Consider the following 12,151-nt stretch of genomic DNA (forward strand, 5'->3'; position numbering starts at 1 on the left):
GCTGAACGCTGGGTGAAGACCCTCCGCTCCGAATGCACCGACCGGATCCTCATCGTCGGCGACCGCCATCTGCGGGTTGTCCTGGAGCATTACGCGGAGCACCACAACGCCGGACGTTCGCACCAAGGCCATGGGTTGAACCTGCGGGCGCCACTGGACGACCCGAAAGTCACCCCGTTCCCAACCCACCGGATCACCCGAACGAAGACCCTCGGCGGCCTCCTCAACGAATACGACGCCGCAGCATAGCCCCAGGTCAGCGCCTCGGCAGGGTTATTGAACCCCACAGGCCTGGTCGTGGTCAACTCTGTGATCTTTCGCTCCACCAACGCCACCCTCACCGGCGCGGGCACCTGGATCGCGATCGTCAGCCGCATCGGCGAACCCATTCTGCTCGCCCTCGCCGTACTCGCCGCCCGCGGGCGCGTCCACCGCTGAGCAGGTCCGCCTGCGGCCTCACCTCACGCAACGAATCCTCGCCAGGTGAGAATCCGCCACGCCTGCCGAAGAACCCTTATGACAACCCTGGCACCTGGATCACTCAGGAAATTGCAGTTCCAGGCCTTGTTGATCGATTCTTACCCGAGTTCCCAGTCCTGGATGAACTCACGCGCTCTTGTGCAGCACAGGCAGAATTGCTGCAGCAGCGGTGACACTCAGACGGATCATCGCCCACATCGCGCTTTGGCTGATCGAATGAGAACCGTAGGGTCAGTTTGACACGCTTTCCACTCGGTCGAGGGCACGCTGGACAACTACGGTGAGAACCCCCGCACAGTGGGCTTCCATGACGGGGTGACAGCCGCGGTCACCGCCTATGCAGGGAAGCGGGGGCTGCTGACGAAGACCGACCCCGATCTCAGCACCGACCGGATCAGCGAAGGCTTGACAGCGATCGTGTCGGTGAAGCTGGAACATCCCGAGTTCGAGGGCTCTACACGCGACGTGCTGGGCAACGCCGCAGTGCGTGCCAGTATCCGACAAGCCGTTGCGGACCACCTCGGCAACTGGCTGGAGGAACACCCGCAACAGGCCGCAGCCGTTCTCGACTTGATCATCCAAAAGGTTCCCCACAACTGATTCGGCACCGCTGGCCGGCGACCACGCCGATGACCGACACCTGTCAGTCGACACCGGAATAGACGCGACGGCCCGCGGCACCGTGATCTACCGTGTCGACGGTGAACGCTCTGCACTTCGACTCCGATGCGATGACCCTGGTCATCCGCTGTCCGGACACCGAGACGGTTGTGCGTCTGTGCGACCGCTGGCAGTTCGACGCGGACAGCGTCCACTACGCCGTTGAGGCGTCCACTCTGGGAATGACCGCCCGAGTGGACGAGGCTATCGCGGCGATCTGGGAGCCGCACCCGAACCTTCCGGCCTTCCTGGACGAACTCGCTGGGGACTTCCACGGCTGGCCTGGCGAACGCAGCTGGCGGTCGCTCGAAAACGACCTCGGCGTCAGCGCGGTGTTCCGCTCCGGCGGCGACGTCGGGCTGACCTGGACGCTGCGCCCGTGGCCTGCACGACACGGAGGCTGGAGCGCGTCGGTGACGACCTGGTTGGAGGCCGGCGAGCAGATGACGGCCTTGGCCGCCGACGTCCGAGCGTTCCTGCGCCTGGAGCCGGACGTCAATGTCTGAGTTCCAGCTGGGCTGGACGCTGAGCGGCACCGGCTGGGTGGACTGCACCGTCACCGGTCTCGACGTAAGAACAGTCATAGTGGCCTCCTTCGTTACCACAGCTCCCAGGGACGTCGCCGACATCGGCTATCCGCAGCAGGAGGCGGCCGTTGATGCCTGAGGCGAACCTCGTGGCGCTGGAGTTCCTCGCACGACAGGCCAGAGCGCGCGGCATCACCGATGTGCTGTGGCGTGGCACGTTGTGGACTTCGCACGGCGTCCCGGAGTACTTCACCAGCGACTTCGAAGTAGTCCTCGAGGTAGGCGACACGGACTACTTCCTCATCGAGACCGACGGCCAGAGCGGCCACATGCGCATCTGGCACTATCTGACGGCTGCGGAACTCGTGGCACATCACTGGGATTACGGCGACGAGGGTGTCCAGGAGGAGGTCGGGCTGGTCCGAATGGGCTTCCCGTTCCTGGGCAGCCGACGCAACGTCCGCTGCGTTCGGGCGTATCACCGCTCATGGGAGCACGAACCTGCACGTCAGGACGTCGTGACGTGCTTCGTTCTCTCCTTCGACATCGGCGCGTCGTTGCAGATCGACGCCGAGTACGTCGACGGCATCAAACTCGACTGTCTGCCGGCAGGCTGGAGCCCGCCAGATGCGGGCTGGTTCACCGTGGATCTGGACAGCCCCAGCGCCGAGTAGCCGCGCGCTCAGGGCGATGCGCGGTTCGGCTGAGGGCTCGCTCAGTTGCTTGCGTGACCGGTGATGGTCCTTCGCATCCACTCGACCGGAAGCGACGGGTTCGTGGCAGCGGTGTAGGCATCGCGACGGTCTGGGCCTTCGGCGAGGGCGATGAGCGCGTCGACCGGCAGGGCGGGGTTGGCCGCGGCCTGTTGACGTGCTTCCTGGTCGTTCAGGCACAAAATCAGGGTCCGTGGTTCGGCGGCCGGATGCCGGGCGATCTCGCGCAGTGCCTTCTGCACGGTCTGGCTGTTGCGGGCCATGGTGTGCAGCAGCTCCGGCGGGCAGTTCGGATTCCGGGCGATCGCGCTGTAGAGCCTGGGGCCGTGGCGGGCCGCGAGTAGCCGCAGGTCGTCGGCGTTGAGGCGGGGACGATCTGCGAGGTGCTTGGCGACACCGGGGTCCGGGTCATCGGCGAGTGTCGCGGACAGGTCGTCGGGTAGATCCGGTCGGGCGGCTGCCAGAGCGCGGACTCGGGCGCTGCGGGAGACGGCGATACCGCGCAGCTCGCGCTCGGTGGCACGGTCGATCCGGGGGCTGCGCAGCGGCAAGCGGGTGTGCTGGGAGAGGTCGAAGAGCAGGTCCAAGGGGATGTCCGGGTTGCTGCCGACGGCGCGCCGCACGTTCGCGGAGGTGTCGCGGGCCAGTGTTCGGAGCGTGTCTACCGGGGTGCTGGGGTTCTCGGCGACGGTGGTGCGGACGAAGTCCTCGACGTCGTTGGCGAGCCGGGCGAGCAGGGCCGGTGGCAGGTCTTCGCGGGCTGCGACGGCTGCCCGATCAGAGGCGTTGTCGGCGTCGGCGTAGTCGAGGAGCGCCGCGAGGGGGGTCGATTCGTTGCGCAGAGCGTAGGAACGGATGACGTCAAGGCCGGCCGAGTGCGTGTGGCAGCGCTCGTTGGGTGAAGGATTCGCGCGGCATGCTCCGCACGTCGTGATCGGCGCGTCCCCGCCGCTGGTGAGCAGCTCGGCCAAGACGTCCGGCGGAACGGTGCCCGACGGGTTCGACGCCAGTTCCGACCGGACTTCGCGATCGGGATGGCGGGCCAGTGCGCGAGCGACGTCGGCTGGAAGCTCGCCCCAGCCCGCGACAGCGGCAACCAGCCGAATGTCTGTGCCGGCGGCAAAAATTCGGGTGATCTCATAGGGCAGGGGCCTGACCTCGTCTGCGACCAGTCGCCTGATCGCCGGGTCCGAATCGTGTGCCAGCCGAGCCAGGATTTCGGGAGGGCCCAGCCCGCCGCTGATCAGCTGGATCGCGATGGCAGGATCGTCGAAGTGCCGGGGTTCGGCTTCGGCAAGCCCGTGCCGAACAAGGAGCGCGATCATCCTCGGGTCGCAGCGGACCACGAGCGACATGGTCTGCGCCCTGGTCAGGTCGGTGCGCTCGACCAAGTCGGTGAGGATCTCGTCGTCACCGTCCCGGATCAGGACGTCAACAAGTTCGGGCGGTAGCGATGGGTTCGTCGCAAGGCCGCACAGCACGGGGGTGTGTTCGATCTGTTCGGGCACACCCGCGATCGTGCCAGGTCGGGGCGCTACGGCGCGATCGGATTCAGACGTCACGCCCGGTGCCAGCCGCGGTGGCGGCATCGGCGGGCTTGCCAGGCGGCGTTCTCGACCGGCATGATCCCAGGCATGACGACACGAAAGGGCCATGCCGCGTAGGCGCCCCAAGGATTTGCCCTCGGCTCGGGGGTACCGCGACATCCGCTGCCCCGCGTCTGCGGTGCACGTCAGCGATCTGGCCGTCCAAGTCACGGATCCAGACCCGGACAACGGGTTCGACAACCAGGTCGTCGTCGAAGTCAATGGCGTTCAGTTCCTGGACAAGGATCTCGAGCACATCCACGGCGGCGACCCCGAGGTACTCCTCGGCCCGGCCGGTCTCCTGCTGCCCGGCGACGATGCGCACCAAGCACCTCTCGGTGCGCCTACCTGGTGCGTCGCCGAATGCTGCGGCGTGGCCGCGACCGTCCTCCGCGACAGCGATCTGATCGTCTGGCAGCTCCACGGGGACCGGTGGAACCACCGCCTATTGCCGCAGACCATTTACTTCGACGCCGAGCAGTACCTGTTCGCGGTGGAAAGCGCGTGGGATGACAGGAGCTGGGAGCGGCCAGCCCGCGCGACGGCTCGTCTAGTGGTCGAGCAACTCAGGGCACACAATCCACTCGGGGCGATCGGCTGCGAACGGTACGAGGCGTCGGCGTCCATCCGTAGCGACACCGTCGACGTCCGCCTCTACTTCCCGACCGAAGACCCGCAAACAATTCCGCCATGGCGGAGCTGCCACTTCATCTTCGCTGACGACGCGAAACCTCCCGAGGCGCGCGCTGCTCGCATCGTTGCGGTGTTGACCGCAAGCGACCCCCGCGGCCGGCTTCCGGACGCTGACGCCGACGACCAGATGCAGTTCTGGCGCACCTGGTAGCCGTTTCCCAACCCCTGATCCCGAGGTGATGTTACTGTGCTGAGCCGAACTTTTACCCTGCGTCCCTGGTCGGCGCTCGACACCCGTTACGACCAGCTCGAGGTGCTGGCCACCACGGTGAACCCGGCTGGCACACCGGTAACGCTGCTGGCCGACACCGCGAACGCGGCCATCGCCCGCCCCGAACCGCGCGGAATCCCATTCCCGCCGGAGCAGCCCTACGACGCGCTCCTCGTCATCGGCCAAGGCGACGACAGGACCGAGATCCCCGTGTCCGGGCTGCTTTTTCGGTTCCCGCATCTCGATGCGTGGAGCGGCGGATTCGCCGTCGCCAAGGCTCGCAACCTCGCCCAGAGGAACTACGATCCGGTCAAAGGCGACGCCGGCCTCCTGCCGCACAACATCGCCACCTTCGATCTCGCCGGCGCACAAGACGGCTCGTTCTACGCCGGCGACGGAATCGAAGTCCTCTCCTTCGACGTGGGAGGCACGATCTGGACCAGCTACTTCGACGAGGCCTCGGCATGGCTGCCGGTACGACAGCGTCGGGGCCGAAGCGAAACCTTCGAGTTCGGCAAGGACCGTGTCCTGGTCCACATGCCAGGGCTGATTCGGTGGAATCGGCACGGCGAGATCCTCTGGGCGGCCGTCCATGATCCGATGAAGGTCGACTGGTGCGACTGCTACGCGCTCAACGTCGGAACCCATAGAACCTGGGCATGCCCGTACACAGGCTTCCCGCTCGTCGACATCGATGAAGCGGGCATACGACTCGTCCGTCGCAACCCCATCCGCTCCTCCGGCGCGATCGCGGTCGACGGGAGTCGGGCCGCCTTCGTCGGAGCGACCGCCGACCGGATCCCGGGCCGCTACGTAGTGACCGAGTGCCACCTCGGCGACGGAGCAGTAGAGCCGGTCGTTGCAGGCCCGCTGGCCATGCCCGACGGAACGAACCCGCCGTGTTGGTTCAGGCGCAAGGTGGCACGCGGCGGCAGGATCTGGGTCCAATTCGACGACCCGCGCGTTTGGTACCTTCTCCAACTCTGAACAGGACGACGATCCACCGTCGCGAAACCCGCGTTGGGCTGGGCGGCCCGCAGAACAACGAACGACATCTTCAAACCCACGCGCGTACCACCGAGGTAGGCCCTGACAGCACTCGTGACGACGCTCGTCCATGCCGCTGAAAGGGTCGACCGGGCGATTCGCTTCGATGCCGCCAGCCGACGCCATCGTGCGCCCGAATTGCCGACGGATCTGGGCTCTGAGACACCACGAACAAGAGAGAATATCAGCCTGACCAGCGGTGATTGGTGGTGCCCGATGCCGGACCGACAGCGGACTCCGGGCGCTTCACCGCCCCTGTTCCCGTTGACCGATCTGTTGCCTGGAAGCGCTCCGCGCGATTACTCAACGCTTCCGGCGCCGGCATGCCAGCCTGGTGACTTGGCTGACTGGGCTGCGCGTCTACGGAAACCGTCGGCCCGACCGGTCGCTGGCGGCGGGCTGCGGTTCGCGTTCTACTGGCGGGTGTCCACCGAGGACCACCAGGATCCGGTGACATCCCGCACCTGGCAGTTGGAGCGGGCGCTGGCCACGATCTTCGGTGAGGGCCGGATCGTGGTGGAGTTCTTCGACGTCGGCCAGTCCCGCTCGACGTCCTGGCAGCGACGTCCAGGCGCTGCGGCGCTGCTGGCGGCGCTGGCCGACCCGGCTCGCGGCTTCGACGCGGTGGTGATCGGCTCGCACGAGCGCGCCTTCTACGGAAACCAGTTCTCGCTGATCGCCCCGCTGTTCCACCTGCATGGCGTGCCGTTGTGGATGCCGGAGCTCGCCGGCGAGGTCGACCCATCGATCGGATCCGTGGAGGAACTGCTCACCCTGCTGGGAATCATCGCCAAACGAGAGATCATCCGAGCCCGGCAGCGCGTCACCCACGCGATGACCGTGCAGGTCCGCGACCAGGGCCGGTGGCAGGGCGGGCGTGTGCCCTACGGCTTGCAGCTCGTCGATGCCGACCCGCACCCGAACTGTGCCGACGCCCGCCGGGGACGGCGGCTGCTGCGCTTGGACGCCGACCCGGACACCGCCCCGACGGTGCGCTGGATGTTTGCCGCGCGCCTGGCCGGGGCCAGCCTCTCCCTGATCACCCGCGCGTTGAACGAGCAGCAGATCCCGTGCCCGTCCGGAGAGGACCCCGAGGCCAACCCGCACCGCTCAGGACGGGAGTGGACCCTGGGCACGGTACGTGAGGTCCTGTCGAACCCGGTGTACACCGGACGGATGGTCTGGGGCCGCTCCCGCGCCGACTACGAACTGGTCGACCCCGACAACACCGGCCTCGGGCACCGCCGCACCCGGCACCGCGCCGACCCCGACCAGTGGGTCATCTCCACGGAAGTGACTCACGCGGCCCTGGTGAGCGAGGCCGATTTACTACCGCCTAAAGGCCTGTTGCGCTGCGGGATCTGTGACCGCGCGTTCGAAGGACACTGGGTCAATCGTGTGCCTGGCTACCGCTGCCGCCACGGACACGCCAGCGCCAAGAACCCGGCCGCTCCTCGGCCGAAGAACGCCTACCTACGCGAAGACCGCGTCCTGGCCAAGCTGCCGCTGCTTCACCACGTGCTCACCGCCGCCGAACTGGCCGCGGTCATCACCGGCGCATCTGCCAGCGCCGCCCGCCCCGTCGCACCGAGTCCTGAGGAGGTGATCAACCACCTGCGCGCGAGCGCACTCGTGCTTCGCTACGACCCCAGAACTCGGACGCTGGAAACGGGCGGCGAGCACCCCGTGCGCATCACCATCTGAATGGAACGCACACTTCGGACAGTCAGAAACACGACCAGGAAGGAGGAGCCGGAGCAGTACGACCCGCCGTCACACGATGGCCGTCGTCAAGGAACGCATTCGCTGGGAGGTGATACGAAGCACGACCAGCGCCCGGGATAGCAGGAAAAGAAGCCTGGGTGCCAAAAAGGGCTGCCCGAAGACAGTCCGATATGGGGTAATTGTGTGTCCGAGGGGGGTTTGATTCCATAACCCCACGAAATCCCTGGGTATTCTGTGACGATCTGCACCTGACATATTCCTCACCGTGACACTCCTGGTGAGGGCGTTACAGGTTCAGGTCGATCGGTCACGCTTGGGACACTTAGAGCATCGCGCTTCCGAGTCTCAGTGTCAAGCGAAGCGCGATTTTGACGAGAGATTTTTTCAGGGCCGCGACCAGCTCGCGATGGTTCGGAAAGAAATCACGATACCGCTGTCGCCAGCATGCTCCGCAAGTTTTCTGGTGTATTTATGAAGGCTGGGATGGAACGTGAAAGCGCGGCGGTCGGCGGAGTCACATTCGCATCGAGGCGCAAGCTGCGGTTTCATGCTGCGGGTGAGTACTCGTTGAGGAGGCCTCCGAGGCGTTGTCGGCGCCGTATTCGGTCGGTTGGCGTGGGGAACGGGATGACGTTCGCCGGGTCGTTCGGGGCTCGGAGCATCATGCCGTCCTACCGTCTCCGGGGCACGAGTCCGGTCTCGAAGGCGATGATCGCCAGATGGACCCGGTCCCGGGCCTCGAGCTTGGTGAACAGCCGCCCGACATGGGTCTTCGCCGTCGCCGCGCTGATCACCAGCCGCTCGGCGATCTCACCGTTCGACAGTCCCTGTCCGACCAGGGCCAGCACCTCGCGCTCCCGGTCGGTGATCCCCGCGAGGGGACTCGGATCCGCGGCGGGCCCGGCGTTCGGTTCGGGGGCCGCGGGGGCGGCGGGGCCGGACGTTCCGGCGAAGTCCGCGATCAGCCGCCGGGTCACGCTCGGCGCGATCAGCGCGTCGCCCGCGGCGACCACGCGGATCGCGTCCAGGATCGCGTTCAGGGCCATGCTCTTGAGCAGGAATCCGCTGGCTCCGGCGCGCAGTGCGCCGTAGACGTACTCGTCGTCGTCGAAGGTTGTCAGCACCAGCACCTTGGGTGGGTCCGGCTCGGCGGTCGCCTGCCGGGTCGCCTCGATCCCGTTCATGCCGGGCATGCGGATGTCCATCACCACGACGTCCGGCCGCAGCTCGCGGACCAGGCGCACGGCCTCGCGGCCGTCGCCGGCCTCGCCGACCACCTCCAGGTCGTCGGTGTCCCCGATCAGGATCCCGAGGCCGACCAGCATCAGGGGCTGGTCGTCGGCCAGCAGCACCCGCACGCTCATGCCGGGAGCCTGGCCGTCACCCGGAAGCCGCCCTCCGGACGGCGGCCGGCGCTGAACTGGCCGGACAGCAGTGTCACCCGCTCGCGCATGCCGAGCAGGCCGAAGCCGCTCCCGCCGGCCGTCGTCGGGGGTCTCGGGCGGCCCCGGCCGCCGAGGCCGTCGTCCCCGTCGTCCACCACCTCGATCGTCACTGCCTTCGGCTCGTAGCCGACCGCGACTCGGCACGTCCGCGCCCCGGAGTGGCGTACCACGTTCGTCAGCGACTCCTGAATGATCCGGAACGCCGACAGTTCGATCTCCGGCGGCAGCGGCCGCCGCTCGCCCTGCCAGGTCACCTGGACCCGCACCCCGGCGCCGGCCGTGCGCTCGGCGAGCTGCGGGACGTCGGCCAGGCTGCTGGCCGGCGCCAGCGGAGCGGCCTGCGGCATGGCGTCGTCCGGCTCGGCGCGGCGCAGCGCCCCGAGCATGCGCTGCAGCTCGAGCAGCGTCTCCCGGCTCGTGGTCTCGATGCCGGCCAGCGCCTGCCGCGCCTGCTCGGGCTTGGCGTCCACGACCCGCGCCGCCGCTCCCGACAGCACCGTGATGATCCCGATGCTGTGCGCGACGCTGTCGTGCAGTTCGCGGGCGATCCGCAGCCGCTCGGCCATGACAACGCGCGCCGCGATCTGCTCGCGGAGGGCTTCGAGGTATTCACGTCGTTTGAGATACACCGCCCCGAAGGCCCACGCGACCGCGGACCACGCCGCGTACTGCGCGGCCCACCCGGCCGCGTCGCGGATGGAGCCTTCGGGGTTGACGTGGGTGGAGTTGACGAACACGGCCGCGACGGCCGTGACGGAGCCGACGGCGGCGGCCTTCGGCTGCCGGGCGGCGAGGTGCCCGCCCAAGGCGACGAGCAGGAGAAACAAGATCAAAGGCCGCATGCCGAGAAGGCCGCCGAGGACCGATTCGCCCAGGATCGCCGCGAAGGCCGCCGCCGGCAGACGGCGCACCAGCAGAAGCGGAAGGGCGAGCACTACGTAGAGACCCGTCGTCAGGAAGGGCCCGAGGCCGGCGAACCGGAACATGCCGTCGAAGTGCCCAGCCTCGGGGATCGGCATCGTCAACCAGAGTCCCAGCGCGCAGAAGCAGCCGAACACCACGGCCTGCGACCTCAGCCAGGTCATGCGCTCCGATGTCGTGGGACGCTGGAGAAGCTCTTCCATAGGGAAAACATATTCGGCGGGTCGGCTCCACGCGTCGCCCCGGGGGTGTACGCGGCGTACACCCCCGGGGCGACGGCCTGGGGAGAGGTGACATCCGCCGGCCGACGCGACGGATCATGGTCCGTTCGTAGGTTCGTGGTCATGACGACTGCACCGATGATCGATCTTCGCGATGCGACGAAGAAATGCGATGACGGCCCGCCGTCGCTGGCCGGTGTGACCTTGTCCGTGGAGTCCGGTGAGTGCGTGGCGATCCTCGGCCATTCCGGCAGCGGGAAGTCCACGCTGCTGAATCTGATCGTCGGCCTGAACCGGCCCTCCAGCGGCAGTGTCACCGTCGACGGCACGCGCGTCGACTAACTCGGTGAGGCCGGTTCGGCGAAGTACCGCTCGCGGGCTGGAGGACGCGAAGGGCCACCAGTACGGCGAGGAGAAACCATGAGCGTCATCGACCGGTCAGCGGCGAAGGCGCAGTCCGATTCGAGTCACGACAGCGCCGTTGCGGGCAGGCAGCCCGCGCAGCGTCGGCGCTGTTTTCCTTGCCGGTGGCCTGGGTTGGCGCTCATCGGCTGCGGAGTCGCAGTACTCGCCTGGGCGTTCGTGCTCTGCATCGCCCTGCCGTCCACGGCGACTGCCGCGCATTGGTCGGCCGCCTGGGCCGGGTTGGACGTCATGGAGGCGCTCGGCTTCATCGGCACCGGGGTCCTGGCAGCTCGTGGCGATCTCCGACGGGTCCTGTCTGCCGCGGCCACGTCGGCGCTGTTGCTGGTCGACTCCTGGTTCGACATGGTGACAGCGGGGTCTGGCCGCGATTTCGCCGTGGCGCCGGCCATGGCGTGCTTCGGCGAACTGCCGCTTGCGGTGGTCTGTGCGGTCGTCGCCTTGCGACCGTTCCGAGTTCCGACACCAACCGTCGATCATGAGAAAACAGAGGACCCTCGATCATGAATCTTCGTACTGCGCTCGGTCGGCCCGGAGCGCGACGGGGGTTGACCGCGGCGGCGGCTGGCACCGCGGCTTTGTCCTTTTGGATGTTGGACTCCGCCCCCTATCCGTACGCGCAGCGCTGGCTGCTCAGTCTGCCCTTGCCGCTGCTCAGCCAGGGGCGGCTCGATTCGATGCTGGAGTTGCGCCATGGCGAGCGGGTCCTGGAGGTCGGACCGGGTACGGGCCTGCAGGCTCTGCAGACCGCCCCGCAACTGGGCCCTGACGGTCGACTGGACATCGTCGATATCCAGCAGGAGATGCTCGACCACGTGATGAGCCGGGCCGAACGGCGCGGCCTCACCAACATCGTGCCGACCCAGGCGGACGCCCAGCACCTGCCGTTCGAGAACTCCGTGTTCGACGCCGCCTACCTGGTGACGGCCCTGGGCGAGATCCCGCAGCCGGAGGTGACGCTGACGGAGCTGAAGCGGGTGGTCAAGCCGACCGGGAGGATCGTGGTGGGCGAGTTCTTCGACAGGCACCAGGTGCGGCGCGCCACCCTGGCTCGCCATGCCAATGCTGTGGGGCTCCACGTGAACCGGCTGATCGGCCCGCCGTTCTCCTACTACGCCCAGCTGGCGCCATGCCGACCGGGCGGGTCAGGGGGCCGCTGACAGCTGCCGGCACCCACCACCGACGACGGCGACGGCCGTTGGTGGAGCCCACCGGTTCTCCCGAACGCGCTTCCGCCAAGACGACTACCTCCGCTTCCTCGACGACTTGTCAATTCCCTGGGACAACAACGCCGCGGAACGCGAGATCCGGATGGTCAAGGTCCGACAGAAGGTATCCGGATCCTTACGCACACTGACCGGCGCGCAACACTTCGCCACCATCCGAAGCTACCTGGCCACCGCCGTCAAACACGGCGTACGCGTCATCGACGCTCTCGTTCAGGCTGCCGAGGGCAGCCCCTGGCTGCTCTCGGCAGCCTGAACCCTTGACCAGTCACC

General features: G+C 67.5%; 13 protein-coding genes and 3 pseudogenes. 13 read left to right on the plus strand and 3 right to left on the minus strand.

Features of this window, described 5'->3' with window-relative positions; translation table 11 throughout:
• The 6 genes and pseudogenes from ABIA35_RS43160 to ABIA35_RS43185 form a co-directional block, all read left to right on the plus strand.
• Positions 1-249 (plus strand): annotated as a pseudogene (locus ABIA35_RS43160) (hypothetical protein); the annotation flags it as partial.
• 60 nt (positions 250-309) lie between these two features.
• The gene (locus ABIA35_RS43165) at positions 310-438 is read left to right on the plus strand and encodes a hypothetical protein (RefSeq protein WP_370343304.1); all 129 of its coding nucleotides are present in this window, start codon (positions 310-312) and stop codon (positions 436-438) included.
• Positions 439-777: 339 nt separating this feature from the next.
• Positions 778-1,080: a hypothetical protein gene (locus ABIA35_RS43170; RefSeq protein ID WP_370343305.1), complete on the plus strand. Its 303-nt coding sequence runs from the start codon at positions 778-780 to the stop codon at positions 1,078-1,080.
• 101 nt (positions 1,081-1,181) lie between these two features.
• Entirely contained in the window at positions 1,182-1,646 is a 465-nt protein-coding gene (locus ABIA35_RS43175; RefSeq protein WP_370343307.1) for a DUF6228 family protein, read from the plus strand.
• The gene (locus tag ABIA35_RS43180) at positions 1,639-1,806 is read left to right on the plus strand and encodes a hypothetical protein (protein ID WP_370343308.1); all 168 of its coding nucleotides are present in this window, start codon (positions 1,639-1,641) and stop codon (positions 1,804-1,806) included. The genes ABIA35_RS43175 and ABIA35_RS43180 overlap by 8 nt, the downstream gene beginning before the upstream one ends.
• Complete coding sequence (locus tag ABIA35_RS43185; RefSeq protein WP_370361876.1) at positions 1,799-2,341, plus strand: hypothetical protein; 543 nt, start codon at positions 1,799-1,801, stop codon at positions 2,339-2,341. The genes ABIA35_RS43180 and ABIA35_RS43185 overlap by 8 nt, the downstream gene beginning before the upstream one ends.
• Before the next feature lie 41 nt (positions 2,342-2,382).
• Here the strand turns inward: ABIA35_RS43185 and ABIA35_RS43190 are convergent, their stop codons facing one another.
• Positions 2,383-4,035 carry a hypothetical protein gene (locus ABIA35_RS43190; protein WP_370361877.1) on the minus strand — a complete coding sequence of 551 codons (1,653 nt, stop codon included), beginning with the start codon at positions 4,033-4,035 and terminating at the stop codon, positions 2,383-2,385.
• A gap of 70 nt (positions 4,036-4,105) precedes the next feature.
• Between ABIA35_RS43190 and ABIA35_RS43195 the strand changes: the two genes are divergently transcribed.
• From ABIA35_RS43195 to ABIA35_RS43205, 3 genes are all read left to right on the plus strand, one after another.
• The gene (locus ABIA35_RS43195; RefSeq protein WP_370361878.1) at positions 4,106-4,810 is read left to right on the plus strand and encodes a hypothetical protein; all 705 of its coding nucleotides are present in this window, start codon (positions 4,106-4,108) and stop codon (positions 4,808-4,810) included.
• Between the two features lie 36 nt (positions 4,811-4,846).
• On the plus strand, positions 4,847-5,857 hold the full coding sequence (locus tag ABIA35_RS43200) for a hypothetical protein (RefSeq protein ID WP_370361879.1): 1,011 nt from the start codon (positions 4,847-4,849) through the stop codon (positions 5,855-5,857).
• Between the two features lie 399 nt (positions 5,858-6,256).
• Positions 6,257-7,621: a recombinase family protein gene (locus tag ABIA35_RS43205; RefSeq protein ID WP_370361880.1), complete on the plus strand. Its 1,365-nt coding sequence runs from the start codon at positions 6,257-6,259 to the stop codon at positions 7,619-7,621.
• A gap of 692 nt (positions 7,622-8,313) precedes the next feature.
• Here ABIA35_RS43205 and ABIA35_RS43210 read toward each other — a convergent pair.
• Both ABIA35_RS43210 and ABIA35_RS43215 read right to left on the minus strand, forming a co-directional pair.
• Positions 8,314-9,006, minus strand: a complete 693-nt coding sequence (locus tag ABIA35_RS43210; RefSeq protein WP_370361881.1) for a response regulator — start codon at positions 9,004-9,006, stop codon at positions 8,314-8,316.
• The gene (locus tag ABIA35_RS43215; protein WP_370361882.1) at positions 9,003-10,211 is read right to left on the minus strand and encodes a sensor histidine kinase; all 1,209 of its coding nucleotides are present in this window, start codon (positions 10,209-10,211) and stop codon (positions 9,003-9,005) included. Before ABIA35_RS43215 ends, ABIA35_RS43210 begins: the two co-directional genes overlap by 4 nt.
• Positions 10,212-10,352: 141 nt before the next feature.
• Here ABIA35_RS43215 and ABIA35_RS43220 point away from each other — a divergent pair.
• The 4 genes and pseudogenes from ABIA35_RS43220 to ABIA35_RS43235 form a co-directional block, all read left to right on the plus strand.
• Positions 10,353-10,568 (plus strand): annotated as a pseudogene (locus ABIA35_RS43220) (ATP-binding cassette domain-containing protein); the annotation flags it as partial.
• Positions 10,569-10,649: 81 nt separating this feature from the next.
• Positions 10,650-11,159: a hypothetical protein gene (locus tag ABIA35_RS43225; RefSeq protein WP_370343318.1), complete on the plus strand. Its 510-nt coding sequence runs from the start codon at positions 10,650-10,652 to the stop codon at positions 11,157-11,159.
• 41 nt (positions 11,160-11,200) lie between these two features.
• Positions 11,201-11,812: a class I SAM-dependent methyltransferase gene (locus ABIA35_RS43230; RefSeq protein WP_370361883.1), complete on the plus strand. Its 612-nt coding sequence runs from the start codon at positions 11,201-11,203 to the stop codon at positions 11,810-11,812.
• Between the two features lie 70 nt (positions 11,813-11,882).
• Positions 11,883-12,134, plus strand: a pseudogene (locus ABIA35_RS43235) (transposase); the annotation flags it as partial.
• Positions 12,135-12,151 lie beyond the last annotated feature (17 nt).

Source organism: Catenulispora sp. MAP12-49, from assembly GCF_041262705.1.
Taxonomy (GTDB): Bacteria; Actinomycetota; Actinomycetes; order Streptomycetales; family Catenulisporaceae; genus Catenulispora.

Bases quoted from the DNA above. Each gene is read 5' to 3' on its own strand.
- ABIA35_RS43180 (WP_370343308.1), top strand. From the start codon at position 1,639: ATGTCTGAGTTCCAGCTGGGCTGGACGCTGAGCGGCACCGGCTGGGTG.
- ABIA35_RS43185 (WP_370361876.1), top strand. From the start codon at position 1,799: ATGCCTGAGGCGAACCTCGTGGCGCTGGAGTTCCTCGCACGACAGGCC.
- ABIA35_RS43190 (WP_370361877.1), bottom strand. From the start codon at position 4,035: ATGGCCCTTTCGTGTCGTCATGCCTGGGATCATGCCGGTCGAGAACGC.
- ABIA35_RS43210 (WP_370361881.1), bottom strand. From the start codon at position 9,006: ATGAGCGTGCGGGTGCTGCTGGCCGACGACCAGCCCCTGATGCTGGTC.
- ABIA35_RS43215 (WP_370361882.1), bottom strand. From the start codon at position 10,211: ATGGAAGAGCTTCTCCAGCGTCCCACGACATCGGAGCGCATGACCTGG.
- ABIA35_RS43225 (WP_370343318.1), top strand. From the start codon at position 10,650: ATGAGCGTCATCGACCGGTCAGCGGCGAAGGCGCAGTCCGATTCGAGT.